A 26,240-nucleotide genomic window follows, 5' to 3' on the forward strand; every position below is an offset into this window, starting at 1 on the left:
GCCTCGAGGCGCTGAGCAGTCCGTCCGCGAGAACGGCGTCAGCGGAAGCGGACCTGGGACGAACCGACGCCGGCCTCGTCAAGGGCCTGCTTGGCTGCGGTCATGGCCATCGATCCGCCGAATCCGCGGCGCGCGAGCTGACCGTGCAGCCTGCGCACGGCTGCGTCGCGATCGAGCGAGCCCATCGAACGGGCCTTCTGCCGGGCGAAGTCGAGCGCACGCTCGGCCTCGTCGTCGGGAAGTTCGTCGAGGGCCGCATCGACGACCTCCCGCGGGATCCCTCGACCCGAGAGCGTCTGCGAGATCGCACGACGCCCCTGGCCCTTTCGGCTGGTCGCGGAATATACGAGCTGCTCGGCCAGACGAGCATCATCGAGATACCCCCGCGCCTCGAAGTCCGCCACCACATCCTCCGCCGCCGCACTGTCGAGACCGCGCTCGGCCAACATCATCCGCGCCTCTTTTGCGGAAAGCTGACGTGTGCGGAGCCGCTTTACCAGTGCCTGCGTCGCACCCTCGACATCAACCCCGGGCTCGTCATCGTCATCCGGAAGTTCATCCCGCGTCGAAATCGCCACCGGCTTACGTGGAGCGGTCGTCAGCCCGGCCGTCGGGGCGGCCGTCGGGGCCTCGTCCTCGGCCCAATACTCGGGCGAAAAAGTCACCTTGCGACTCGGGGGCGCGACCGCCCTCTCGGGTGCGGTCTGCCCACGCTGGGGTTCCGCGCCGCGGTCCGCACCCGGGAGGTAGGTGACGGGAGCCAGATGCCCGCCCCCGTCACCGTCGTTGGTCGGCATGATCAGGCCGGCCGGCGCTGTGCCAGCTCGTCATCCGCGACCTGCGGCAGAGCCTTGGGCATGCCGATACCGAGCTTCTGCTTGATCTTGTGCTCGATCTCGTTGGCGGTCTCGGGGTTCTTCAGCAGGAAGTTGCGGGCGTTCTCTTTACCCTGACCCAGCTGCTCTCCCTCGTACGTGTACCAAGCACCCGACTTCTTCACGATCAGGTGCTCGACACCGAAGTCGATCAGCGAACCTTCGCGTGAGATGCCCGTGCCATAGAGGATGTCGAACTCGGCCTGCTTGAAGGGCGGAGCCATCTTGTTCTTGACGACCTTGACGCGCGTGCGGTTACCCACGGCATCCGATCCGTCCTTGAGCGTTTCAATGCGACGGATGTCGAGGCGGACCGAGGCGTAGAACTTGAGTGCCTTACCACCCGCGGTGGTCTCGGGGGATCCGAAGAACACGCCGATCTTCTCGCGCAGCTGGTTGATGAAGATCATCGTCGTGTTGGTCTGGTTCAGACCACCCGTCAGCTTGCGAAGCGCCTGGGACATCAGTCGTGCCTGCAGGCCGACGTGCGAGTCACCCATCTCGCCCTCGATCTCGGCGCGCGGCACAAGCGCTGCGACCGAGTCGATCACGATGAGGTCGATCGAACCCGAGCGGATCAGCATGTCGGCGATCTCGAGCGCCTGCTCACCCGTGTCGGGCTGCGAGACGAGCAGTTGGTCGATGTCGACGCCGAGCTTCATGGCGTATTCGGGGTCGAGCGCGTGCTCCGCGTCGATGAAGGCGGCGATGCCGCCCGCACGCTGGGCATTCGCGATGGCGTGCAGCGTGAGAGTCGTCTTACCCGACGACTCCGGACCGTAGATCTCGATGATGCGGCCGCGGGGCAGTCCGCCCACTCCGAGGGCGACGTCGAGGGCGATGGAACCGGTCGGAATGACCTCGACGGGAGCGCGGTCATCGCTGCCGAGGCGCATGACCGAGCCTTTTCCGAACTGGCGGTCGATCTGTGCGAGGGCCGATTCAAGGGCCTTCTCGCGGTCGGCGGGGTTGGGCATGGGATGCTCCTTCTGTCTCGCGGTCCATCGCCTGCAGTCTGTCGCGCAGCCGGATCGGCGATCCGGATACTTCGACAAGGCGTGAGCGGGGCTCGGTGTGGTTCTCACGTTAGGAAGGGCCTCCGACATCCGTCGTGCGGCCGTTCGCCTTCGTGGAGAAACTGCACCTCATCCACCTGTGCAGGAGCTTATCCAGCGACGAACATAGTTTCGACTAAAGCGCGGGCGTGTCGTCGAAGACTTCCACGAGCAATGCGTTCACAGGCGATCAGGTACGCGGATCGAGCGCCTGAGCCATCCGATCGAGAAAATCCGCTATGACGGCAAGTTGCGCCTGGTCGTAGTCGCTCGCAATCTCGCGCATGGCGCCGAGATGCCCCCCGAAGTGCCGATAGAACGTGCTCCGCGAATGCTCCGTCAGCACCACGACGCGCGCCCGGCGGTCGGTCGGATGGGGCTTGCGTTCAACATGCTCGGCAGCGACCAATCGATCGACCATCTTCGACGTCGATGCCGTAGAGATGCGGAGGTGCCGAGCGAGATCGTGCGGACTCACAGCGGTGCCCCGCCGCTCCCACTCGACCATCATGCGCAGTGCCCGCAGATCGGTGAGGTTCATCGCCATCTCGTCGCCGACCTCGCCGTGCATCCGGTCGAGGGCATCACCCAGACTGCGCAGCGCGAGGAGGGCAGAGCGCACGGATTCTTTCTGATCAGTCAATGCGTGGACACCCCCTCTGGCTCATGTGTATCATCGGAAGACAGCGATTAGCTAGCTAAACTAGCGAATTAACAGGGGAGCACGTACATGCCCGACACCGACTACGTTGTCCTCCTCGATGAGGCGGGAAACGAGATCGGAACTGCCCCGAAGGCCAGCGTCCACGGTACCGATACAGCACTGCATCTCGCATTCTCGTGCCATGTCCTCGATGATGAGGGACGCATTCTGGTCACCCGTCGCGCCCTCGACAAGCAGACCTGGCCCGGCGTCTGGACGAACTCGTTCTGCGGTCATCCCCGCCCCGCCGAGCCCGTCGTCGCGGCGGTCCGTCGACGCGCCGAGCACGAGCTCGGCATCACCGTCTCGTCCCTCGAGCTCGCGCTCCCCCTCTTCCGCTACCGCGCCGTCGATGCCAGCGGAATCGTGGAGCACGAAATCTGCCCCGTCTACACGGCGCGGACGAGCGACGAGCTTGTCCTGAACCCCCACGAGGCCGTGGACTTCACGTGGGTGCGACCCGAGGACCTCGCGCGTTCGCTCGAGGCGACTCCCTGGGCCTTCAGCCCCTGGTTGGTTCTGCAGGCGCAGCAGCTCGATCTGTTCACGGCGCACCGTTCCGTGAACGACCGTCGCCTCGCGTCATGAGTCTCGCGTCATGAGCCTCCCGTCATGAGCCTGATCGCCACCGGTCTGGTGGGCTCCGTCGCGCGAGCCGAGATCGATGCGGTGATCGACGGCGCCCTGGCCCGGATCGAGCATCGTGCTCAGCCGTTCGGCGGCGTCTTCGCCGAACTGGGCTCCGCGATCCACCGCTCAACACAGGGCGGCAAGCGCTTTCGTCCCGCGCTCGTCGTCGCGACGTTCGAGTCGCTCGGCGGCGACGCTTCCGCGAACGGCTGCGTCTATCCCGTCGCCGCGGCTTTCGAACTCCTGCACGCCGCGTTCCTCATGCACGACGACATCCTCGACCACGACACGATGCGTCGCGGCGTTCCGAACGTCTCCGGTCAGTTCCGGATTTACGCGACACAGTGGGGCGCGGATGCCTCGGGTGCCGCGCTCGTCGGCGATGCCGCTGGGCTCCTCGCCGGGGATCTCTTGTTGCACGAGTCTCAGCGTTTGATTGCGCTCTGCCCCGCTTCCGAGGACGAGCGCGTGCGTCTGCTGAATCTGCTCGACGAGGCGGTGCTGGTCTCGGCCGCGGGCGAGTTCGCGGACGTCGCCCATTCGGTTCTCGATGAGGAGCCCGCGGCCGCCGACATCCTGGCGGTCACGCACGACAAAACGGCCGTGTACTCATTCGCCGCGCCCCTTCGCGCGGGCGCTCTGTTGGCCGGGGCAAGCCCCGAGGTCGAAAAGATGCTGGCGCAGTTCGGCAGCCGGCTCGGTCTGGCATACCAACTCGTCGACGACCTGATCGGCGCCTTCGGCACGGATGAGCAGGCCGGTCGCCCGGCCGGTGCCGATCTGCGCGAGGCGAAGCAGACCGCGCTGATCGCCCTCGCCCGAGCCACCGCGTCTTGGTCACAGGTGAGCGACGCGCTCGCGCTCGCGCACACGGGCCCGATCGCGGTTCGGCACGCGCAGGACATGCTCGACGGCAGTGGCGCGCGCAACGAGCTGGAACGGCTCGTGAACAACGCCCTAGCGGAGGCGCGCGCCCTCATCGTGCCCGGATACGTGCCGCCCGCGACCGCGCGGATGCTCGGCGACCTCGTGACCGCTGTAGAGGCGCGTATTCCGTGACCGACCGTTCAGCATCCCGCGACACCACCGGGCTCGACCTGTACGACCGCACGGCCCGAGCCGCGGCCGAGACCGTCATCTCCCGCTACTCGACCTCGTTCGGCTACGCGTCTCGCTTGCTCGGTCCCCGCGTTCAACCGCACGTCCGCAGCATCTACGCGCTCGTCCGTGTCGCGGACGAGATCGTCGACGGGCCCGCGCGCGAGGCGGGACTGACCGCCGAAGAGGAGGCGCGCGAGCTGGACGCGCTCGAGGCACAGACGCTCGAGGCCATTCGCACCGGATTCAGCGCAAATCTCGTCGTTCACGCGTTCGCCCTCACCGCGCGCGAGTGTGCGATCGACGAGGCGCTCGTCCGGCCGTTCTTCGCCTCGATGCGCACGGACATCACCGTCACGGAGCACGACGCGGCATCCCACGATGCCTATGTCTACGGGTCGGCCGAGGTCGTCGGCCTGATGTGCGTGCAGGCCTTCGTGAACGCCGGCAGCGAGAACCCCGGACCGGCGGACCCCGAGATCGTCGCGGGCGCCCGACGACTGGGCGCGGCCTTCCAGAACGTCAACTTCCTGCGGGATGCGGGCCACGACAGCGACGCCCTCGGGCGCGACTACCTGGGACTCGACGGCTCGCCGACGACTCGGGCGGCCGTACTCGATGACATCGACGCGGACCTCGCGGCCGCGGCATCCGTCATCCCCCGACTACCGCGGGACTCGCGCCGCGCTGTGACATGCGCACACGACCTGTTCGCCGAGCTGAGCTCCCGTCTTCGGCAAGCGGATGCCTCGGTCGGCCGGGTGCGCGTGCCGAACCCCGTCAAGGCAGCTCTGTTCGCTCGGGCCGCGGCGGGGGCAGCGCCGCGCGCGCCCCGGACGCCGTCGAGGGAGAAAGCGCCCTCCCCCAGCCCGAACGTGCCTTCGACACAGGAACACCCCACCCAGGAACGACCGACGCGAGGAACACGCTCATGAGCTCCACCCAACGAGTCGTCGTGATCGGCGGGGGTATCGCGGGGCTCGCCACCGCCACCCTGCTCGCAGCGGACGGCCACTCCGTCACGCTCTTCGAGGCCCGGGATGCTCTCGGCGGCCGGGCGGGCTCCTGGGAGCACGAAGGGTTCCGCTTCGAAACGGGGCCGAGCTGGTATCTGATGCCGGAGGTGTTCGACCACTTCTTCCGGCTGCTCGGCACGAGCGCCGAGCGTGAGCTCGAGCTCGAGCGCCTGGACCCCGCGTACCGCGTCTACACCGAGGGCGATGCCGAGCCGCTCGAGATCCGCTCCGGCGTCGATCACGTCGCCGAGCTCTTCGAGGGGATCGAACCGGGAGCGGGCGCCGCGGTGCGCGACTACCTCGCTTCGGCGCAGGACGCCTACGAACTCTCGGTCACGCGCTTCCTCTACGACTCGTATGCGTCCACGAAGGGCTTGCGCGACCCCGCCCTGCTCCGCCGACTTCCCCAGTTACTCCCCCTGCTGACGCGCCCGCTGCATCGCCACATCGAGAGCCGATTCACCGACCCGCGGCTCCGCCAGGTCATGGGATACCCCGCCGTCTTCCTCGGCGGCTCGCCGTTCGACGTGCCGAGCCTGTACCACCTGATGAGCCATCTCGACCTGGGCGATTCGGTCGCCTATCCGATGGGCGGGTTCACGACGATCATCGACGCCATCGCGCGTCTCGCTCGCGAGCGGGGCGTCACGATCGAGACGGGCACACCGGTGGTCGCGATCGAGACCGCCGGCTCGCGAGCGGTCGGCGTGCGGGTTCAGGATGCTTCAGGAACGACCCGTTTCGTGCCCGCCGACCTCGTGGTGGGCGCGAGTGATCTCCACCACCTCGAGACCGAGCTGCTACCCCCGGAGCGCCAGACGTATCCGGAGTCCTGGTGGAAGAAGCGCACGCCGAGCCCGGGTGCCCTGCTCCTGCTGCTCGGCGTCGAGGGCGAACTGCCACGTCTGGCACACCACACGCTGGTGTTCACGAAGGACTGGCGCGGCAACTTCGACGCGATCTTCGGGGACGAACCGTACGTGCCCGATCCGGCGTCGCTGTACGTGTGTCGACCGAGCGCCACCGACCCCTCCGTCGCCCCGGCGGGCCACGAGAACCTGTTCGTGCTCGTTCCGATGCCGGCGGATGTGACCCTCGGCCACGGTGGCGTGGACGGCGCGGGAGGTCCCCGCATCGAGGCCGCGGCAGACGCCGTGATCGATCAGATCGCCGCGTGGACGGGTATCCCGGACCTCGCGGATCGGATCGTCGTCCGCCGCACAATCGCCCCCGCCGATTTCGCGAGCGACCTGCACACGTGGCGCGGCAACTCGCTCGGGCTGTCCCACACACTTCTGCAGAGCGCCGTATTCCGTCCGCGGAATGCTTCGCGCAGGGTCGAAGGACTGCTGTACGCCGGCGCAGACGTCCTGCCCGGGATCGGCCTCCCGATGTGCCTGATCTCGGCCGAACTCGTCCTCAAGCGCGTCCGCGGCGACGATGGAGCGGGAAGGGTGCGCGAGCCAGTTCTCGATGCCGTGGCAGACTGAACGTCGTGCCGGGCTTGTACCTTCTCGCGATCCTCGTCTCGGCGGGGGGAATCGCGCTCATCGACCGGCGCTTCCGACTGGCGTTCTGGGTGGCTCGCGGCCGGACCCTCGCAACGGTCGCGATCGGGGTCGCGTTCTTTCTCGCCTGGGATGCCGCGGGTATCGTGACCGGCGTCTTCGTGAAGGGCGGCAGCGCCCTCTACACCGGCATCATGCTCGCTCCTGAGTTGCCGCTCGAGGAACTCTTCTTCCTCGCCTTCCTCTGCTACCTGACGCTCGTGTGTTGGGCCGCGGCATTCCGCATTCTTGTTCGTCGGGACGGAACAGCGGCGCCCGCAGCGGGAACCGACGAGGGTACGCGCGGATGACCTACCCGCTGATCGTCGTCCCGTTCCTCCTCGTGGCGGCCCTCGTCACGATCCTGACCGCACGGCGCGAACGTTTCGCCCGTCGGATGGCCGCGTCGGGGCTCGCGGCGCTCGCGCTGCTCACCCTGACCGCGGTCTTCGACAACATCATGATCGCCGCGGGGCTGTTCACCTACCCGCCCGAACACTTGAGTGGCCTCTACATCGCCCTCGCGCCCGTCGAGGACTTCGCCTACCCGCTCGCGGCCGCCTTCCTGATCCCCGCTATCTGGACACTCCTGACGCCGAAGGAGCCCGCATGACCGGCGCGGAGCGAATCGGCGTCGGTCGAATCATCCGCACTCTTTTCGTGTCCTCACGGCCAGTGAGCTGGGTCAACACGGCGTTCCCGTTTGCGGCCGCGTACCTGCTCGCGACGCGCGAGATCGACGCGGTGCTGATCGTCGGCACGGTGTTTTTCCTCATCCCCTACAACCTGGCGATGTACGGGATCAACGACGTCTTCGATTACGAATCCGACATGCGTAACCCGCGCAAGGGCGGTGCACACGGGGCCGTCCTCGATCGACGCCTGCACCCCGTCACCCTGTGGGCCGCGGGGCTCTCGTGCCTGCCGTTCGTGGTGTTCCTGGTCTGGGTCGGCGGGCCGCTGTCGTGGCTCGTGCTCGCGCTCAGTCTGTTCTTCGTCGTGTTCTACTCCGCTCCCCCGCTGCGGCTCAAAGAGGTGCCGTTCGCCGACTCGGTGACATCCAGCATCCACTTCGTCTCACCCGCCGTTTACGGCTTCGTGCTCGCCGGAGTCGCCTGGACGCCGGGGCTGGTCGCGATCGTCGTGGCGTTCGCACTGTGGGGCGTCGCATCCCACGCCTTCGGCGCGGTGCAGGATGTCTCGGCCGACCGCGAGGCGGGTATCTCCTCCATTGCGACCGCGCACGGCGCCGCCTGGACCGTCCGCTTCGCGCTGGTCTGTTACGCGCTCTCGGGTCTGACAATGCTCGCGTCGGAGTGGCCGGGGCCGCTCGCCGGGCTGCTCGTCATTCCCTACCTCGTCGCCGTGTGGCCGTACCGCAGCGTCAGCGATGCCGCTTCGCACGAGGCGACGCGGGGGTGGCGTGCGTTCCTGTGGATCAACCAGCTCGCGGGCTTCGGCGTCACGCTCCTGCTCGTGTGGTGGTGGCTGCTCACGGCGTGAGTCGCCGCGCCCTGGGGCCCCTCACCCTGGGGCCTCACCCTGCGGCCCAGCCGGACCGCTCCCCTGGCACTAAATGCGGCTCCACGACGCGAGAGCTGACATCTACTGCCAGGGGAACGGGTCGTTTCGACAGGCTCAACGACCGGGCGCGGGCGTTGAGCGAGGCGCGGAGCGCGGAGCGCGGAGATGAAACGCGCCCACAGCACAAGACGGTGCCACCCGGAGGGGTGACACCGTCTCGTGTGCGACGTGGATTACTCGGCGGTCAGCTCGAGCAGGCGGTCTATGGCGTCCGTCAGACGGGCGTCGGCCTCACCGAACGCGGCCCAGTCGCCGGCCTGCAGCGCGGTGTCGCGCTCGAGCATCGCCTGGCGGGCGTCGTTCAGTAGCGCCTGCTCCTGAACGTCGACGCTCGTGCCGCCACCGTCGGACGGGTCCGTCGGTGGCGCGCTCGGGTCACCGGGCGTCGCATCCGGGTCGGGCTCGACCGTGCCGTCACCAGCATCCGCTCCCGAGTCGCCACCGAAGAGCGTGTCGAGTGCCTCGTTCAACGTGTCCTCGAAGGCGATCTCGTCGCCGAAGGCCACCAGCACCTTCTGCAGCGTCGGCAGCTGCGTTCCACCGGATGACTGAACGAAGACGGGCTGCACGTACAAGAACCCGCCACCGACGGGGAGCGTCAGCAGGTTTCCGTTCAGCACCTCGGACTGGCCCTGTCGCAGCAGGTTGATCTGCGACGAGACCACAGGGTCGGCATCGAACGTGTTCTGCACCTGACCGGGGCCGGGCACCGTCGTGTCGGCACTCACGACGAGCATTCGCAGCGCACCATACCCTTCGGCCTTCACACCGTTCTCGGATCCGGCGTCAGCGTCGACCGCGAGGTAACCCGTGAGGATGTTTCGCGAAGCCGTGCCCGTTCCCGGCGGGATGAACGTCGTGAACATCGAGAACGACGGCTCGTCCTGGCCCGGCATCTGCATCGTCAGGTAGTAGGGCGGCTGCAAGCGGGTCGAGCTCGAGTCCTGCGGGTCGGTGGGCGTGGACCACGCGTTGTCGCGCTGGTAGAACGACTGGGCGTCGTTCACGTGGTACTGGCCGAGCGTGGCGCGCTGCACCTTGAACAGATCGGTCGGGTACCGCACGTGGCTGATCAGTTCGGCGGACATCTCGCTGATCGGCTTGATCGTGGCCGGGTACACCTTCTGCCAGGCCTGGATGAGCGGGTCTTCGGGGTCCCACGCGTACAGCGTGACGCTGCCATCGTAGGCATCGACAGTGGCCTTGACCGAGTTGCGGATGTAGTTGATGTCGTCGATCGTGAACCGCGGGTTGAGGTTCGTCGTGTCGGCGATCGCATCCGACAGGCTGACGGTCCGCGAGTACGGGTAGGTCGACGCCGTCGTGTATCCGTCGACGATCCAGACGATCCGGCCGTCGACGACGCTCGGGTACGGGTCGTTGTCGAGGTCGAGGTACGGAGCGGCCTTCTGCACGCGGGTCTTCGGGTCGCGGTCGTAGAGGATCTGCGAGTCCTCGTTGACGTAGTCCGAGAGCAGGATGTCGGTGGACTGGAACTTGAGCGCGTAGATCAGCTTGTCGAACAACGTGCCGATCTTCGGGCCACCGTCACCCTCGAACGTGGTCTTCGTCTCGCTCTGACCCTCTTCCGAACCGCGCGGGTAGTCGAGCTCCACGGGGGTTGAGCCCTCGGGCGCACCCACGATCGAGTAGACCGGCGACTGCTCGCCGAAGTACACGCGCGGCTGGAAGTTCTCGCTTTCGCTGAGGAAGCCGGTTGCCGGGATTCCGCGTTCGAGGAAGACGGGATTGCCATCGCTCGTGCGCTGGTTTCCCGCGGCGACGACGAGGCCGTAGCCGTGCGTGTACACGACGGTGCGGTTCTGCCACGTACCGGCGGTGCCCAGAGCTTCCATGTCGAGTTCACGGACCGACACGACGGTGTCCTGAGACTCTCCGTCGATCTCGTAGCGGTCGACATCGAGCGGGTCGGTGAACTGGTAGTAGGCCCGGAACTGCTCGAGCTGGCGCACCGTCGGGCTGATGATCGCGGGGTCCATGATGCGGATGGATGCGGTGGTCTGCGCATCCTCGCGAAGGGCGCCGGGCTCGGCATTCGTCACGGCGGTCGTCTCAGTCTTTTCGAGACCATCGATGCCGTAAGCGACCTTCGTCATCTCGAGGTTTCGCTCGATGTACTGCTCCTCGAGCGAGAACTCATTCGGCGCGACCTGGAAACGATCGACGATCCACGGGTAGCCGACGCCCACGACGATCGCCGAGACGATCAAGAGCGCGGTACCGATGAGCGGGAAGCGCCAGCGGCCGATGACAGCCGTGACGAAGAAGAGCAGCGCGACGAAGATGGCGATGCCGGCGAGGATCGCCTGGCCGGGGATGACGGCGTTGACACCGGTGTATCCGGGTCCCGTGATCAGGTCACCCGTCTCGCTCAGCGTCTTGTAGCGGTCGAGCCACAGGCTCGCAGCCTGGACGACGAGGTACAGGCCGGCGAGGATCGCAAGCTGGATACGCGCGGACTTCGAGATCCGCAGCTCCCATCGCCCACCTTCGCGCTGACCGACACGGACCGAGCCGTAGAGGTAGGACACGACACCCGTGAGGCCTAGGCAAATCAGCAGAACGGCGGAGATGAACCCGAGCGCGGCGCTGTAGAAGGGCATCGCGAACAGATAGAAACCGATGTCCAGACCGAACTGCGGGTCGGTCGTCTCGGTCGTGACGCCGTTGACCCACAGCCACACGGTCTCCCACTGCGTGGACGTCGAGAAGCCCGCGAAGAAACCGAAGAAGACGGGGATCCCCCACATCGCCAGGCGACGGAGCGGTTCGACGACCTCTTGGTAGCGATCGAGCTGGCTCGACAGTCGCGCATAAACCGGTCGGAGCCGGTAGGCGAGCTGAATCGTCAGCCAGACGGGAACGGCCATCGCGAGGAATCCGATGACGAACATCGTCGCGCGGGCGAGCCATTGTGTCACCAGGACCGAGTCGAACCCGAGCTGCTGGTACCACATGAAGTCTGCGTACAGGGAAGCGAAGATGAAGAACCCGACAAGCAGTACGGCGATGATGACCAAGGAGATGGTCACAACGCGTCGTGTGGTGTTGGGGGCCGCTGGCTTCGGGGAAGTCGTGGTCACCCCACCAGTCTAGGCGCCCGGTTTTCCGCGACGTCCGCCCGGCGCCCGGGAAAACACCGGGTAACCGGCCACGTTTCGGTTACGGCGGCTCTCGACGCGCCCTCGGGCGCCGCTCTTATGGCCCTACGGCGCCGCGCAGGCGGGAACGGCGTCGAGGTCGCCGCCGTCGCGGATGGCGTCGAGCGCGGTGATGGCGTCGTCCAGGTCGGCGACGGAGAAGACACGTAGACCCGAGGGAATGTGTCCCACGACCTCGTCGCAGTTCGCCTCCGGTGCGAGGAAGAACTCCGCCCCCGCACCCCGCGCCCCGTAGAGCTTCTGTCGGATACCACCGATCGGTCCGACGACGCCGTCTGCGGTGATGGTGCCCGTGCCCGCGATCTGCAGTCCCCCGTTGAGTTCGCCCGCGGTCATCGTGTCGATGATGCCGAGGGCGAACATCAGGCCGGCGCTGGGGCCGCCCACGTTGTCGAGCTGGATCGTGACCTCAACCGGGAAGTCGTAGTCGACGATCGTCGACACGCCCACCTGGTAGGTCGAGTCGTTCTCGTTGAAGACGGGGGTGACGTCGACCGTTGCCTGCGCACCGTCGCGCTCGATCGTGAGCGCGACGGGCGCGCCCTCCGTCTCTTGGATGATGTCTCGCAGCTCCGTGACGTCACTCACGACCTGCCCTTCCGCCGCGAGGACGATGTCGTCCGGCTCGAGCACACCCTCCGCGGGTGACCCCTCGGGAAGCGAGTGGATCCGCACCCGCGAGTCGACCTGGTACCCCAGCTCGCGAAGTGCCGCGACCGTGGCCTCGTGCTGCGAGTCGACCATGAGCTGCGCGTTCTGCTCGGAGCGCTGTTCGCTGGTCTGACCCGCCGGGAATACGGAGTCGAGCGGCACGACCGCGCGAGAACGGTCGAACCAGGCGCCCATGAGCTCGAGCCACGTGGGCGTCCGCTCGCGGTTGCCCACGACCTGGACGGTCGTCAGGTCCAGAGCGCCCGTCGTCTCGAACGTCTCCGCGCCTTCGACCTCGATGAGCGGAACGGCCGCGCCATCCGCGCCCGTCGCCGTACCGAGCGTGTTGTAGACCGGGCCGGGCTGCTGGATCACGTACCCCGTGGGCAGGAACGTCAGCGTCGCCAGGCATACCAGGGCGATCGCGAGCGAGATGATGCCGATCCTTGTGGAACGCCGCAGGGGCGGTCGCTGCGCGGGCACGACCCGGACGTCTTCGTCGAACAGCGCCACGGTGGGACCTTTCTTCGCTCCGCAGGACGGAACGGGACTTCGGGCGCCGTTCGCGAACGGCGTAAGCGATGCCGGCTCAACCCCGGCGGGGCCGCAGTCGGCTGCGACTAGCGTAGAACCACCCACCCGAACGACGCTGAGAGGCGGCTGAAGTGCCTGGCGACGAGAACCCCGAGGACGACTTCGAAGAGCTTCTGCGGCGCATGCTCGGAGGCGGCGGACAGATCGATCCGGCGCAGTTCGAGCGGCTGACCGGCATGCCGCTGGACCCCGCCATGATGGCAATGGTCCAGCAGCAACTGCGCGGCGCGATGGCGGCCGGAGAGGGCATCCCTTGGGGTGTTGCGGAGCAGCAGGCCCTGCAGCTCGCTCGCACCGGCGGGCTGAGCGTGACCGACGGTGACCGCGTCGATCTGGACGGCGCGCTGACGCTCGCGAATCTGTGGCTGAGCGAAGCGACCGTCATCTCCGAACTCGCACAGACCCCCCGCATCATCACGCGCGCCGAATGGGTGAGCGCGACCCTGCCCGTCTGGCAGGAGTTCGCCGAACCCGTCGCGACGAGCATCACGGATGCCTTGACCCGCACGCTTGCAGAGCACGCACCGGAAGAGCTCCAGCCGCTCCTCCAGGGCGCGGGCAAGGTCATGCGCTCGCTCGGTGGATCGCTCTTCGCGACCCAGCTCGGCCAGGTCGTCGGGCAGCTCTCGACCGAGGTAATCAGCGGCGGCGACGTGGGCATCCCCGTGATGCCCGCCGGCGAAGCAGCCATCCTGCCGCAGAACTTCGCCGACTTCGGCCGCGACCTCGACATCGCGGACGATCAGCTCGCTCTGGCGGTCGCCGTGCGCGAGCTCGCGCACGCCCGCCTCTTCCGGCACGCGAAGTGGTTGCGCCTGCATGTGCTCTCGCAGGTCACCGAGTTTGCGCGCGGGATCGATGTCGACACCGATGCTCTCGAAGACCTCGCGTCCCGATTCGACCCCTCCCGCCCGGACGAGCTGCGCACCGCGCTCGAAAGCGGCGCTCTGCTGCCCGAGCACACCGAGGCCCAACGGGCGGCGCTCGCGCGCCTCGAGAGCCTCCTCGCGACGGTGGAGGGGTGGGTCGACGTCGTCACCGAGGACGCGACCGCGCGCTTGCCCAAGGCCGCGGCCATTGCCGAGACCGTCCGCCGACGCCGCGCCGCGGGCGGGCCCGCCGAACAGGCGCTCGCGTCGCTCGTCGGGCTGGAGTTGCGGCCCCGACGTCTGCGCGAAGCGGCCGCCATGTGGCGCGCGATCACCGAGGCCGTGGGTGTCGAAGCCCGCGATTCGCTGTGGGACTACGCCGACTTCATGCCCAGTTCCGAGGACATCGACGACCCGTCGCGGATCACCGAGAGCCTTCGCCGGCGCGCTCTCGGCGATGACGCCCCCGAGACGGAACTCGATGAGCTCGACGACGCGATCGCCCGGATCCTCGCCGGCGAGGAGTCGTCCGACCCGCGGGCGGATCAGGACGCGGGCGGGGACTCCGGTTCGGACGAGGACGGCGAGTCCGCGGTCGGCGGCGGAGCGCCTGACGGACCGGTGCGCTGACACCGTCCGTCCTCCACAGGGGCGGCTGAGCCCGGGCCTCTGCCCCGACCTGTGGAATCCCCTGCCGTCGACCTCCGGACACGACACAATCGCGGGATGACCGTGATGCTCCGTCTGGATCAGACCCACACCCCGCTCTGGCGCGATGCGACGACGATGCAGCTCGGCGAACATGCCCGGTCACGGTTGACGGATGTCTCGCCGTGGCAGGAGCGCCTCCTGTTCGAGCTCACGCGCGGGCTCCCCGATTCGGGTGTGGAGGTCTGGGCGGAGCTGCAGCGCGTTCATCCCCGCGAGGTCCGCGCCTTTCTCGGACGCCTGGGCTCGGCGCTCCTCCGGATCGATCTCGAAAGCCGGAGTGCTCCCGGAGGGATTGTGCTCGAGGCGCCACGGGGCGGCTCGGGCGACCCGCTCGTCGTCGCGATGCGCATGGCCCTCGAGACATCCTCGTACCGGGTGACGGTCATCGAAGAGGCCGATCCGGGCGAACACGATCGAACCGGAGATGAGGCATCCGGGGCGGATGTCGTGGTGATGCTCGCGCGGCACGTGCTCGATCCGCGGCGTGCTGCGCCGCACCTGCGCGCGGACCGCGTTCATCTTCCGGTCGTGGTCGGCGGCGCCGGCATCGTCATCGGGCCGCTGATCGTGCCGGGCGTGACGGCCTGTCTCACGTGTCTACACCTCGAGCGCCGCGATGCGGACGATGCCTGGCCCATGCTGGCGCTCCAGCTGCTCTCGGCTGGTGCGCCCGTGCCGTCACCCGAGCTCGTTCACGAGGGCGCTGCCGCCCTCGTCAGGACCCTCGCGGACCCGTGTTCCGCGGAGGGGCGCTCGGTGACGCTGAACGCGGCGGGCGAGCGGCGGCAGCAGGCGCACCGGCCGCACGATGAGTGCGGGTGCCGAGCTCCTGAAGGAAACGCGAAGGCTCCCGCTCAGCTCTCCCGTTCCCGGCGGACCACGACAGCGAGACAGAACGCCGTGCCCGCGTGAGAGCGACGTAGAGCAACCTGCGCTCCTCGTCGATCTGCTCGAGTCCGCGCGCGTACGAGATCGGCAACAGTCCCTCGGACAAACCGATCACGTGGACGTGATCCCACTCGAGCCCCTTGGCCGCGTGGATCGTGGCCAGGGTGACGGTGCGCAGCCCCGGATCGTGCTGGTCGCGCGCACGGGCCTGGAGGTCGTCCGTGAAAGCGCGCAGCGTCGTGCCCGGAGGTGCATCCTCCGCCAGACGCAGCAGAGTCGCACGCGCTTCCCACGCGTCACGGAGCGCCCCGCCCGCCGGGGGCGGCGTCTCGGTGTACCCGCGAGAGCGCAGCAGATCGCGAACGATCGGAACGAGTTCGCCCGAGCCGCCCGCGACGGATTCGCCGCGGAGCACCATGACCGCGTCGCGCACCTCGGGCAGCTCGAAGAACCGCTTGCCGCCCAGAACGCTCGCGGCGATGTCTTGGGCGGCTAGCGCGCGCTGCAGAGCCGCCGACTGCGAATGAGCCCGATAGAGCACGGCGAAGCCCTCGGCCGTCTCGCCCGCGTCGAGTCGTCGCTTGATGTCGCGGGCGACCGCCACGGCCTCGGCGTCGTCGTCGGGGTGCATCGCGGTCGTGGCCTGCGCGCTCGCCCCTCCCGACACGACGCGCGAGACTTCACTTGTGTCCCGTTCCGAGGGGTCAACAGGGACATAGGTGAAGTCTGGCGCGGGTTCGGACGCCGCCACGAGTTCGAGCGCGCCCGGACGACCGCGCATGAGCGCGTTGGCCGTCGCGAGAACGGCCGGTGCCGAACGATAGTTGCGCTCGAGGCGCACCATCAGGGCACCGGGGTGGTGACGCTCGAAATCCAGCAGAAAGCGCGGGTCGGCGCCGGCGAACGAATAGATCGTCTGGCTCGCGTCGCCGACCACGCAGAGATCATCCCGGTCGCCGAGCCAGAGGGAGAGCAGCCGCTCCTGGAGCGGAGAGACATCCTGATACTCATCCACCGTGAAGTGGCGGTACTGCTCGCGGACGGCACGCGCCACGCGCGGCTCGGACTCGATCATGCCGGCGCAGGCGAGCAGGATGTCTTCGAAGTCGAGCTGGCGCCGCTCGTCCTTGAGCTTTTCGTAGGCCTCGTGTAGACCGACCACCGCGTCGGGGCTCAGGCGACCGAGACCCGGACGGCCGGCGCGCGCATAGTCCTCGATCGTGCGGAGAGTGACCTTGCGCCATTCGATCTCGGAAGCCATGTCGCGAAGCGTCGCCCCGTCGAGCGTCAGACGCACGCGACTCGCGGCATCCGACAGCATGCGCACCTTGTTCGGCAGCACCGGCGGTGCGGACTCCCCGCCCGCAACCGTCGGCCAGAAGTAGTTCAGCTGCGCGAGCGCGGCGGCGTGGAAAGTTCGCGCCGAGACCCCCTCGATGCCGAGGGACCGCAATCGCCCCCGCATCTCTCCGGCCGCGCGGGTGGTGAAGGTCACGGCCATCACGCGCGGCGGTGAATACATCCCGCTATCGACGCCGTAGGCGATGCGGTGCGTGATCACACGCGTCTTGCCGGACCCCGCGCCCGCAAGCACGCAGACGGGTCCGCGGACGGCGAGCACCGCCTCGCGTTGATGCTCATCGAGGTCGTTCAGGGCACGCTCGGCGCCCTCCGAGACATCCGTCATCGCTCCGTGACCCGTTCGAGCCAGCGCTCGATGAGTCCGCGGGAGATGGATGACGGTCCGGGCAGCGTGACATCGCCGTCGCCGGCAAGCGCCCGGGCGATCTCGTCGGGCTCGAACCACCGCACATCCACGATTTCCGACCCGTCAGGACGCGCGGCCTCGGAGTTCTCGGTGGAGGCGAGGTACCCGAGCATCAGAGAACGCGGGTACGGCCAGGCTTGGGACCCGACGTATTCGAGCGCCGCGATACGCACGCCCGACTCTTCCTCGATCTCACGCACCAGGGACTCCTCGGCCGACTCCCCCGCTTCGACGAAACCCGCGAAGCACGAGTAGCGCCCCTCCGGCCAGGCGGCGTTCGACCCGAGCAGCAAGCGTGTGCCATCCGTGACCGCGACGATGACGGCGGGGTCGGTGCGGGGGAAATGCTCGCGGCCGCACGACGGGCAGTGCCTCGACCATCCGGCATTTCGCAGTTCGGTACGCGTTCCGCACGCGGGGCAGAAGGCGGCATCTCGGATCCACCGAGCGAGCGACAGCGCCTCGACGAAGAAAGCGGCGTCCTCGAAGCCGAGCGCGCCGCCCACCTCGCGCAACTCCGCCCACCCACCCGCGGGATCGACCGGTGCATCGTCCTCTTCCTCGAGCAGCGCCAGCAGAACGGGGCCCCTGGCATCGCGGCCGAGGAACGCCACGATGGCGTCCGCGCCCAGCGCCGACGCGGGAACGAGCACGATCACACCGGACTCGTCGAGCGGAGCGCGACCCCGCCGCAGCAGCAACACGCGGGAACCGGGCTCGGCCGCAAGAACAGCGAGACCGTCGGCAAGGTCGCGGTCGATCGCCGAGCGGTCGATCGCCGAGACCGGGGGCGTGATCACCCTGGGCAGGCCCGGGACCGTCATGGAAGACCTCTTTCGCGGGCGTGGCGCGGGTAGTGCGTGCGAGGACAGACCTACCCTGGGGGCATGACTGGCTCCCCCCTCACTTTAGCCGCGTCGGTGAGCGCAGCCCTGCCCGAGGCCGCGATCGTCTCGACGGCTGCCCTCTCCACAGGCGAGGGTGGACGCTACGACAGCGCCGTCGTCGGACTGGATGACGGATCGCACGTCGTCGTGCGCGCACCGGTGGATTCATCCGCCGCCAGCGACCTCGCCACCGAGGCGTTGGCCCTGCGCGCCCTGACCCCGGGCGCCCGAGCCCTGCTGCCCTTCGCGGCGCCGCGTCCGCTCGGCGAGGTCGCGCTCGCCGAGGGTCGGGCCCTCCTCACCGACCTCGTCCCCGGCTATCGCGTCGAGGCGGGCGACCTGCCCGCCGGACCGGGGGCGGCGACCTCGATCGGCATCGCCCTCGCGGCCCTGCACGCGCTGCCCGCATCGGTTGTTCGGGCCGAGGGACTTCCCGTCAAGACCGCTGACGAGGTGCGCGAGTCGGTCGTCGCTCTCGTCGAACGGGCCGCGTCCACGCGCCGGCTGCCCGTCGCCCTCGCCACACGGTGGCGCCGCGCGGCCGAGGACGAGGCGCTCTGGCGATTCGACCCGTGCGTTGTTCTCGGTGACGCGGTTGCATCGTCCTTCCGCTACGAAGACCGAGACGGCGTTCCGACCGTTTCGGGCGTGCTGGGCTGGAGCCGTTTCAGCGTCGGCGATCCGGCGGTCGATCTGCAGTGGCTGGCCGCCGCACCGGATGCCTCCGACGATGTCTACGCCGCATACGTCTCTTCGGCACACCGTTCGCCCGATCCAGACTTGCGCACCCGCGCTCGGCTGTATGCCGAACTGGAGTTCGCGAAGTGGCTGCTGCACGGCCACGAACAGCGCCGTGACGACGTCGTGGAGGACGCGGTCGTGCTGCTGGACGCACTCGTCGACGGACTGGGCGATGCCGCCACGCGGCTCGATCCGGTCGCCGTTGTCGGGGTGGACGACGCAATAGCCGTCCTCGCAGACACTCCCGTGACGAAGGCGAGCGCGGCGGACGACGGCAGCACCGCCATGCAGACCGACGCGTACGACCCCGAGATGGTTTCGCTGTTCGTCGCGGCGGCCCGCGAGCACGAGCCGGGCGATCGCGACGCGTCTTCGGCCGATGGCGAGCGCGCGGAACGGTCGTCTTCGCTGGGCGAACCATCCGCTGTCCCGGTTACCGACAGGGAGACCGCACCGATCGACGTGAGCAGCTGGAGCGAACTTCGTCAGTCCTCGGGCGTCGCGCCCGGCGCTGCATCCGCAGGCGACACCGGGTCGCCGGACGCTGCAGGCCCGACGGCACGGGACGGATCCGATGCGGACCCCTCGGATCCGGATGAGGAGATCGAGGCAGCACGGGCCTCGCGCGCCGCCTTCCAGCGCTGGGCGAGGTCGGCCTCGGAGTAGAGCCGGTCTCCCCGCAGGATGAGATCGTCGGCCACGTAATACAGCGCGACGTCGATCTGGCCCAGGGGGACGCCGCGGGCCTTGTGATAGGCCACTCGATAGAGGGCGAGCTGCAGCATCCGCTCCTCGCGCTCCGCGGCCGTCCGCGGCGGACGCCCCGTCTTCCAGTCCACGATCTCGATGCGGCCCTCGCGATCGTCGCGCCGGTAGACGGCATCGAGCTTGCAGATCACGACGCGGCCGGGGCCATCGGACTCGGCCAGGGCGAAGTCGATCTCGGTTTCGACCTCGAGCGGCTGCAGCGGCCCCCACTCCGACCGCTCGAAGTTCACACGAAGTCGCTCGAGGTCAGCGGCGTCTTCGGCGGATGCCTCGGATTCGGTCGGATCGTCATCGCGCTCCCAGAGCGCATCGTCGGTTGACGCACCCGCGCCACTCCGCCCCGACCGATGCTCGACCCACGAGTGGAACAGGGTGCCGAGGCGTGTCTGCCGGTAGGGCCGCTCGGGCATCGGACGCGCGATGGCGGCAACGGTTTCCGAGTAATCCGTGACGAAATCCTTGAAGCGGGATGCGGGGATGCGCGTCGGTGCCGCATGGCTCGGCCCCTGGGCACGCAGGTCGCGCTCGGCGAGCAGACGCGCGAGCAGCTCATCCGGTTCGGGGTCGGCACGCGTTGCCGCGTTGTCGACGCTCGCGGCGGCAGCGCGGACGATGGGACCCCGCGCACCCAGCGGGTCGAGCGGCCACGAAAGCACCTGTCCACCCCGTTCGTCGTACGGGTTATCGCCCGGGTCCGCGCCCTCGATCGGCGGCATCCCGAGCGCTTCCACCATCTCGGCGAGGTACGGACTAACGTTGCGCGGTTTGCTCTGCCCACCCCACTGCGAGCCCGTCAGCAGCAGGTCCGAGCGGGCCCGCGTGACGGCGACATAAGCCAGGCGCCGCTCCTCGGCCTTCTGGTGATCGCGCACCCCGTCGCGATAGGCGGCGATGGCCTTCCGCAATGCGGATCGGTCGGGATCTGCGCCCGGGCGCCAGTCCAGCACGGGCAGCGCATCCCGGTCGCCGCGGAACGCAGAGGGCAGGACGCCGAAGCCGAGCCATCCGGCAACCGAGCGTGGGGCCTTGGGCAGCTCGTCCTGCACGAGACGGACGACGGCCACCGCGTCCCACTCCAGGCCCTTCGAGCCGTGCACGGTCAGCAGCTGCACGACCCCCGGCTGGGGAGGCTCCGGACGCGGCATGAGCTCATCGGTCTCTTCCGCGTGATCGAGCCAGGCGAGCAGACTGCTGATCGAGCCGCGCTCATCGGCCGTCAGGAACGCGCGCACCTCATCGAGAAAAGCACGGAGCTGCGCCGAGGCGACGCGGGCGGGCCCGCGCGTCTCGTTCGCCGCCAGCTCGATATCGAGGCGCAGCTCGAGCTCGATCGTGCGGATCAGATCGGGGATCGGCTGGGCCACGGCTCGCCGCAACCGCCCGAGCATCTCGCCCGCCTCGCGCAGGCGAGCGCGCCCCGAGGGCGTGATGTCGGCGAGGAGGCGGTAGTCGTCGCGCACCGTGCGGACGAACTCGAGCGCATCGACGAGCGATGGTTGTTCGTCGGCGCCGGCCGATCCGCGTACTCGTGCCGCCAGTTCGGCCGGGAGCGGCACGAGCGCACCGTCGCGTCTCGCGAGCACATCCGCCAGGGCGTGCAGCGCGGCGAGGTCGGCCACGCCGATCGCGAAGCGGGGGCCCGACAGCAAACGGATCAGCGACGATCCCTGCGAGGGATCATGGACGACCCGGAGTGCGGCGACGACATCGACGACTTCGGGGGTCGTCAGGAGCCCGCCGAGCCCGAGGATGCGATGCGGCACGTCATGCCGCGCCAACGCCTCGGCGAACGCATTCATGTGGCGCTTGGTCCGGAACAGCACGGCGCCGGAGTGAGCGCGGGGACTGGCCGAGTCCGCCTGTACGAGCTCATGCCGCGCGCGTGCCTCGACAAACCAGCGCGCGACCGCATCCGCTTCGTCGTCGATCGTCTTCTCGAATCGACACTCGACCCGTCCCTCCGCGGCACCGGGTCGCGCATCCAAAGCGCCGACCGGCACCCCACGATGCTCCGCTCCCGCCACGAGCCGGTTTGCGGCGGTCAGGATGTTGAGGTCATTTCGCCAGCTGACCATCAGGCTGAATCGCCCGCAGGCGGTGCCGTGCGCGAAGGCCCCCGGGAAGGCGCCGAGATTGTCCGCGGACGCGCCGCGCCATCCGTAAATCGACTGATTGGGGTCACCGACGGCCATGACGGCGGAGTCGCGGAAGACCTCGGCGAGCAGCCGGGTCTGGATGACGGAGGTGTCCTGATATTCGTCGAGCAGCACGACGCGGTACTGCTCGCGAAGCTGGTCGGCAACCTCGGGCGCGCGCTCGATGATCTCGAGCGCGCCGGCGACCTGATCGGCGAAGTCCAGGGTGTCCTCCGCGCGCTTGCGCGTGGCGTAGTCGTTCACGAGGCCCACGAGAACGGGTAGCCCGCTCATCGCGGCGTGGAACTTCTCGATGTCTCCGGGATTGGCGAGCGCCGGGTTCGTCACAGGTTCGAGCGCCGTCGCCCATTCTTCGCCGAAACGAGCCACGCTCTCGGCGTCGGCGCGGTTGTCGAGCAGCTCACCGGCAAGGCGGTGCACGGCATCGACGACACTCGCGAAGGCCTCACCGCGCTCGGAGAGTCGCTCGTCCTCGGATGCAACCACGACCCGCCGTGCGAGCAGCCACGAGCCGGACTGACTCATGAGCGCAGCGTCCGGGTCGCGCCCGATCCGCGGCCCGTGCTCGCGCACGATCGCGTCGGCGAACGCGTTGTAGGTCGACACGCGGGGCCGCGACAACAGGGCCTCGCCCGCCACATCCTGCTCCGGCGGCACCGCCCCGAGCGACTCGGCGAGGTCGTCGACGAATGCGATCAGCTCGGCGCGTCGCGCGCGAGGCGACAGTGCGCCCGCCCTCGCCCAGAACGCCGCGAGGGTTCCGTCCGCGGCGAGGGCCTCGAGGTGCGGCAGCAGCCCGCGCCGACCGAACTCGTCGATGCCCGCCAGCCGCTGCTCGATCCGCTCGGCCAACTCGCCGGCCGCCTTGCGGGTGAACGTCAGCCCGAGCACCTCGTCGCGCCGCACGTGGCCATTCGCGACGAGCCAGACGACCCGGCCCGACATCGTCTCGGTCTTGCCGCTGCCCGCACCGGCCACGACGAGCGCGGGGCTCGGCGGCGCCTCGATCACGGCGCGCTGATCGGGCGTCGGGTCGGGCAGGCCGAGGGTCGCCGAAAGAACCGGGGCCGAGAGGCCCAGCCGGCCCGGCCATTCGGTGCTTCGCGCGGAGGAGGATGCCGGGTCAGCCGACACGATCGCACTCACGAGGCCGACACCGCCTTGATCGTGTGGATGCGGCACACGGCGAAGCGATCCGTTGTGCAATGTGTGTCGAGGTTCGCATCGAACCGCTCGGAGGACATCCCCTCGGCCACGTCGATGATGGTGCGCAGGAACGACGTCCGACGCGCGGCATCCATGGGGGCTTGACGCGCGAGGCGGTAGTGCGTGTTCTTCAGGGTCTTCGAGAGGACGAGCAGGCGGGCGCCCGCGTTGGCCGTCGGATCGGCGCCGGGCAGCAACCCCTCGAGCAGAGCGAGTTGGTAGGCCGCGAGCTGGGCATCTTCGGCGACCTTCTCGTCGGTGACCTTGTCTTCCGAGCGCCCCGTCTTGAGGTCGACGACGACAACCCGCTCCGAACCGCCCCCTTCCGCGACGTCGAGGGATTCGCCGCGGGCGGGCGGATAGACCTCGATACGGTCGACCGAGCCGCTGAGCAGCGCCAGCCTGCGGCCCTCCGGGATGTTCGGTTCCGCGTCGGGATGAGGATCGCCGTCACGGATGGCCCAGACATCCGGCGCCACCTCCCCACCCTCTGCGGCGCTCGCCGCGGAGTCCATGTCGATCGCGAGGCGGAAACGCGCCTCGGCACCGATGGCACGACCCTCTTCGCGGTGGAAGCGCTCGAGGTACGCGTGCAGTCGGTCCACGAGCAGACCCGCCCACGCGTGCTCCTTGCGGGACATCCACGGCGCCTCGAAGTCGAGTTCACCCCAGCGCCCGTCGACGACGGCCTGCAGGGCATCGCGGTCGCCGCTCGGCACCTCTTCCATGGCCGCGTGCAGGATCGTTCCGACCCCCGCCGACCACGAACGTGTGTCCCCGCCGAGGGCGCGGATCGCCCAGTCCAGCCCGCATGCGTCGAACGCGTCGAGCTTCGACGGCGAGACGTGCACCGGCGAACGGTTCGGATCGCGCAGAGGGCCGGTCGAGGATGCTTCGGCCATCCCGTACCACTGGTGCGGCGCCGCCCCGGGCACGCCCGCGCGGGCGAGTACGACGAGTTGACCGGTCGCGTGCGCGCGCACCGGGGCGGGCGCGACGGGCGTTGTGAGCGCACGCCGATGCTGGGCCACGAGTCCGCGAAGAGTCAGCGGATGATCCGCGGCACCGGACGCATCGTCCACGTCGTCGGGTTCGGGGAAGAAGCTCAACAGCGGGCTCGGGCCACGATCATCGTCGTCGACTGCTGTCACCGCGAGGCGGGTGCGCGCTCGAGACACGGCGCGGACGAGCAGCCGCAGCTCGTCGTGGAGCACCGCACGGCGCCGATCGAGCGTGTCCGTCGCCCCGGGCCCCGGGGAGCCGTCCGTAGCATCCGCTCCCCCGGCATCCGCCATTCCCGCCACATCGCCCAGCCGCCAGGTGTCGAGCAAACCACCGCGCAGGCGCACGTTCGGCCACACGCCGTCTTGAACGCCCGCGATGACGATCCCCTCGAACTGCGTGCCCAGCGCCGCCGCCGGCGTGAGCAAGGAAACCGTCTCGGCGACATCCGGCGACGTCAGCATGTCTTCGGGCACCTCGCTGTCGACCATGCGACGGAGGAACGCCTCGGGGGCCTCATTCGGGGATGTCTCGACAAAACGCTTCGCGGCATCGAACAGCGCGACCAGCGCGTCGAGCGCGTGGCCGCTTTCGGCCGACAGCGTGCCAGGTGTCGCGGCGAGTTCGTGCCACACACGAGCAAGCGGGCGCCCCCCGCCATCCCGCGCACGATCCCACGCGACCCACAGCAGATCGTGCACCGTCGCGCCGCGCTGGGCGTCGTCATGCAGCACGCGCAGCGTCGTGGCCAGGCGCTCGGCCGCTCGGGCCTCGGGCGTGTCGAGCAGGACAAGATCGAGGGGGTTCGCCATGGCCTCGTGTAGCAGCTCGCGGGCCGGGCGGGTGCCGCCGTCGGCGAGTTCCGCATGTCGCAGACGCGCGCGAAGTCGCCGGAGTCCGACCGCGTCGAGCCCCCCGAAGGGGGAGAGCAAAGCCGCTGCCAGCGCTTCAGAATCCCGCGTTTCGGGAGCACTCATGCCGAGCCGCACGAGCTGCACGAGATCGCGCACGACACCCTCGCTGCCGAGCGGCCGCGGCAGGCTGGACGAACGGGTCGGCACCTCTCGCGCGGCCAGTTCGGCCTCGAGCTCCCCGACCTGCCGGGTGTCATGGGCCACCACCGCGAGCGCCGACCACGGGACCTCTTCGACGATGTGCCACTCCCGCAACACCCGCGCGATGCGATCGATCTCTTCGTGCGGCGAAGGCGCGATGATCGTCCGCACGCGGGCATCCGGCGGGAGTTCGGGCCCCGGCGCCCGACGATGTTCGATGCGTCCGGACGCCCCGATCGCGGACGTCACCTCGCGCGCAATCCGTGTCAGCGTCGGGGTCGACCGGTGCTGATCGTCCAACACGTGCAGCGTGCCGAGGGCGTCGCAGAGCCGCGCGAACAACTCGGGCGAGGCGCCGCGAAACGAACCGGACCCGATGTCCGGGTCGCCGAAGGCCAGTACCGCGACGCCACGTGCCCGTAGGCCCCGAAGCATCGAAATCCCCCCGCGCGTGAGCTCTTGAGCATCGTCGACGAGTACGGCACGCAGTCGTGCCGGGGGGCCGAGCAGCGCCTCTCCCGCCGCACCCGGGGGCGCCGTCGCGAGGATCGCCGCTGCCTCACGCAACAGTTCGGCCGGATCGCGGTGATCGGAGCGCATCGCGCCCACCGTGAATCGGTAATCGGTCAAGAACTCCGCCGCACCCACCCACGCCTCGCGCCCGAGCCGACGTCCCGCCGCCGCCAGCTCGGCGGGACCGATGCTGCGCTCCGTGCACTCGGCGAGGAGCGCACGGAGTTCGGCACGGAACGTGCGCGATGCCCGCACCGCCGGACCGAGGGACGCGGGCCATCGCGAGATGCCGCGCTCGGCATCCCGTTCATCCCCCGCGAGCAGCTCGGCGATGATGCGGTCCTGATCCGGCGCGGTGAGCAGACGCGGGGGTTCACCACCGCCCTGCACCGACACGGCACGCACGAGCTGGAACGCGAAAGAAGCCATCGACCGGGCGAGGGGCCCCGGGGTTGCCATGCCCCCCACGAGCGCGAGCCGGTCGCGCAGCGCGGTGGCGGTCTGGCGGGTGGGTGTGAGGACGAGAACCTCGTCGACACCCACGCTCGCTGAGGTGAGCAGCCGCGCCACACGCGCGATCAGCGCCTCGGTCTTGCCGGTGCCGGGCGCCCCGATGACGACGCCCGAGGCATCCGGCGGCAACATCATGACGGCGGTCTGCGCCTCGTCGAGGTCGCCCACCCCGCCACCATGCATGCTCATCCCCCCACGCTAACGCGGGCTCCCGACACCGACCGCCCG

At 69.1% G+C, this 26,240-nt stretch carries 17 protein-coding genes and 1 pseudogene; 9 read left to right on the top strand and 9 right to left on the bottom strand.

All coding sequences use genetic code 11. The annotated features are described in order from the left end of the window. Positions 1-38: 38 nt before the first annotated feature. From ACXZ1E_RS03530 to ACXZ1E_RS03540, 3 genes are all read right to left on the bottom strand, one after another. Entirely contained in the window at positions 39-797 is a 759-nt protein-coding gene (locus ACXZ1E_RS03530; RefSeq protein WP_458042056.1) for a regulatory protein RecX, read from the bottom strand. A gap of 2 nt (positions 798-799) precedes the next feature. Continuing rightward, the gene (gene recA, locus ACXZ1E_RS03535) at positions 800-1,852 is read right to left on the bottom strand and encodes a recombinase RecA (protein ID WP_458042057.1); all 1,053 of its coding nucleotides are present in this window, start codon (positions 1,850-1,852) and stop codon (positions 800-802) included. Between the two features lie 268 nt (positions 1,853-2,120). Then, positions 2,121-2,552, bottom strand: a complete 432-nt coding sequence (locus ACXZ1E_RS03540) for a MarR family winged helix-turn-helix transcriptional regulator (protein WP_458042058.1) — start codon at positions 2,550-2,552, stop codon at positions 2,121-2,123. Positions 2,553-2,660: 108 nt separating this feature from the next. Here ACXZ1E_RS03540 and idi point away from each other — a divergent pair, with 108 nt between their 5' ends. The 7 genes from idi to ACXZ1E_RS03575 are packed head-to-tail and all read left to right on the top strand — an operon-like array spanning position 2,661 to position 8,427. Next, the gene (gene idi / locus ACXZ1E_RS03545) at positions 2,661-3,221 is read left to right on the top strand and encodes an isopentenyl-diphosphate Delta-isomerase (RefSeq protein WP_458042059.1); all 561 of its coding nucleotides are present in this window, start codon (positions 2,661-2,663) and stop codon (positions 3,219-3,221) included. A 24-nt stretch (positions 3,222-3,245) separates the two neighbouring features. Continuing rightward, positions 3,246-4,322, top strand: a complete 1,077-nt coding sequence (locus tag ACXZ1E_RS03550) for a polyprenyl synthetase family protein (RefSeq protein ID WP_458042060.1) — start codon at positions 3,246-3,248, stop codon at positions 4,320-4,322. Beyond that, positions 4,319-5,296 carry a phytoene/squalene synthase family protein gene (locus tag ACXZ1E_RS03555; RefSeq protein WP_458042061.1) on the top strand — a complete coding sequence of 326 codons (978 nt, stop codon included), beginning with the start codon at positions 4,319-4,321 and terminating at the stop codon, positions 5,294-5,296. The genes ACXZ1E_RS03550 and ACXZ1E_RS03555 overlap by 4 nt, the downstream gene beginning before the upstream one ends. Beyond that, positions 5,293-6,867, top strand: a complete 1,575-nt coding sequence (gene crtI / locus ACXZ1E_RS03560) for a phytoene desaturase family protein (protein ID WP_458042062.1) — start codon at positions 5,293-5,295, stop codon at positions 6,865-6,867. The genes ACXZ1E_RS03555 and crtI overlap by 4 nt, the downstream gene beginning before the upstream one ends. 5 nt (positions 6,868-6,872) lie before the next feature. Continuing rightward, positions 6,873-7,235 (top strand): lycopene cyclase domain-containing protein, encoded by a 363-nt coding sequence (locus ACXZ1E_RS03565; protein ID WP_458042063.1) that lies wholly within the window; start codon positions 6,873-6,875, stop codon positions 7,233-7,235. After that, positions 7,232-7,537, top strand: a complete 306-nt coding sequence (locus ACXZ1E_RS03570; RefSeq protein WP_458042064.1) for a lycopene cyclase domain-containing protein — start codon at positions 7,232-7,234, stop codon at positions 7,535-7,537. Before ACXZ1E_RS03565 ends, ACXZ1E_RS03570 begins: the two co-directional genes overlap by 4 nt. Next, on the top strand, positions 7,534-8,427 hold the full coding sequence (locus ACXZ1E_RS03575; RefSeq protein WP_458042065.1) for a prenyltransferase: 894 nt from the start codon (positions 7,534-7,536) through the stop codon (positions 8,425-8,427). Before ACXZ1E_RS03570 ends, ACXZ1E_RS03575 begins: the two co-directional genes overlap by 4 nt. 254 nt (positions 8,428-8,681) lie before the next feature. Here the strand turns inward: ACXZ1E_RS03575 and ACXZ1E_RS03580 are convergent, their stop codons facing one another. Next, a complete protein-coding gene (locus ACXZ1E_RS03580; protein WP_458042066.1) occupies positions 8,682-11,612 on the bottom strand; it encodes a UPF0182 family membrane protein in 2,931 nt (976 codons plus the stop codon). 123 nt (positions 11,613-11,735) lie between these two features. Next, a complete protein-coding gene (locus ACXZ1E_RS03585) occupies positions 11,736-12,854 on the bottom strand; it encodes a YlbL family protein (RefSeq protein WP_458042067.1) in 1,119 nt (372 codons plus the stop codon). Positions 12,855-13,006: 152 nt separating this feature from the next. Here ACXZ1E_RS03585 and ACXZ1E_RS03590 point away from each other — a divergent pair, with 152 nt between their 5' ends. Beyond that, positions 13,007-14,434, top strand: a complete 1,428-nt coding sequence (locus tag ACXZ1E_RS03590; protein WP_458352034.1) for a zinc-dependent metalloprotease — start codon at positions 13,007-13,009, stop codon at positions 14,432-14,434. Positions 14,435-15,230: 796 nt separating this feature from the next. Here ACXZ1E_RS03590 and ACXZ1E_RS03595 read toward each other — a convergent pair. Together ACXZ1E_RS03595 and nudC are read right to left on the bottom strand one after the other, a co-directional pair. Next, positions 15,231-17,090 carry an ATP-dependent helicase gene (locus ACXZ1E_RS03595; RefSeq protein ID WP_458042068.1) on the bottom strand — a complete coding sequence of 620 codons (1,860 nt, stop codon included), beginning with the start codon at positions 17,088-17,090 and terminating at the stop codon, positions 15,231-15,233. Beyond that, positions 17,087-17,995 (bottom strand): NAD(+) diphosphatase, encoded by a 909-nt coding sequence (gene nudC / locus ACXZ1E_RS03600; protein ID WP_458042069.1) that lies wholly within the window; start codon positions 17,993-17,995, stop codon positions 17,087-17,089. The genes ACXZ1E_RS03595 and nudC overlap by 4 nt, the downstream gene beginning before the upstream one ends. Before the next feature lie 63 nt (positions 17,996-18,058). Between nudC and ACXZ1E_RS03605 the strand changes: the two genes are divergently transcribed. Next, positions 18,059-19,465 (top strand): phosphotransferase, encoded by a 1,407-nt coding sequence (locus tag ACXZ1E_RS03605; RefSeq protein ID WP_458352035.1) that lies wholly within the window; start codon positions 18,059-18,061, stop codon positions 19,463-19,465. A gap of 44 nt (positions 19,466-19,509) precedes the next feature. Here ACXZ1E_RS03605 and ACXZ1E_RS03610 read toward each other — a convergent pair. Together ACXZ1E_RS03610 and ACXZ1E_RS03615 are read right to left on the bottom strand one after the other, a co-directional pair. Continuing rightward, positions 19,510-22,905 (bottom strand): annotated as a pseudogene (locus tag ACXZ1E_RS03610) (UvrD-helicase domain-containing protein); the annotation flags it as partial. After that, the gene (locus ACXZ1E_RS03615) at positions 22,866-26,201 is read right to left on the bottom strand and encodes a PD-(D/E)XK nuclease family protein (protein ID WP_458042070.1); all 3,336 of its coding nucleotides are present in this window, start codon (positions 26,199-26,201) and stop codon (positions 22,866-22,868) included. The pseudogene ACXZ1E_RS03610 and the gene ACXZ1E_RS03615, both read right to left, overlap by 40 nt. Positions 26,202-26,240 lie beyond the last annotated feature (39 nt).

It is taken from the genome of Pacificispira sp. HM-600, from assembly GCF_977993705.1.

Bases quoted from the DNA above. Each gene is read 5' to 3' on its own strand.
- ACXZ1E_RS03530 (WP_458042056.1), bottom strand. From the start codon at position 797: ATGCCGACCAACGACGGTGACGGGGGCGGGCATCTGGCTCCCGTCACC.
- recA (WP_458042057.1), bottom strand. From the start codon at position 1,852: ATGCCCAACCCCGCCGACCGCGAGAAGGCCCTTGAATCGGCCCTCGCA.
- idi (WP_458042059.1), top strand. From the start codon at position 2,661: ATGCCCGACACCGACTACGTTGTCCTCCTCGATGAGGCGGGAAACGAG.
- ACXZ1E_RS03550 (WP_458042060.1), top strand. From the start codon at position 3,246: ATGAGCCTGATCGCCACCGGTCTGGTGGGCTCCGTCGCGCGAGCCGAG.
- crtI (WP_458042062.1), top strand. From the start codon at position 5,293: ATGAGCTCCACCCAACGAGTCGTCGTGATCGGCGGGGGTATCGCGGGG.
- ACXZ1E_RS03570 (WP_458042064.1), top strand. From the start codon at position 7,232: ATGACCTACCCGCTGATCGTCGTCCCGTTCCTCCTCGTGGCGGCCCTC.
- ACXZ1E_RS03575 (WP_458042065.1), top strand. From the start codon at position 7,534: ATGACCGGCGCGGAGCGAATCGGCGTCGGTCGAATCATCCGCACTCTT.
- ACXZ1E_RS03595 (WP_458042068.1), bottom strand. From the start codon at position 17,090: ATGACGGATGTCTCGGAGGGCGCCGAGCGTGCCCTGAACGACCTCGAT.
- nudC (WP_458042069.1), bottom strand. From the start codon at position 17,995: ATGACGGTCCCGGGCCTGCCCAGGGTGATCACGCCCCCGGTCTCGGCG.
- ACXZ1E_RS03605 (WP_458352035.1), top strand. From the start codon at position 18,059: ATGACTGGCTCCCCCCTCACTTTAGCCGCGTCGGTGAGCGCAGCCCTG.
- ACXZ1E_RS03615 (WP_458042070.1), bottom strand. From the start codon at position 26,201: ATGAGCATGCATGGTGGCGGGGTGGGCGACCTCGACGAGGCGCAGACC.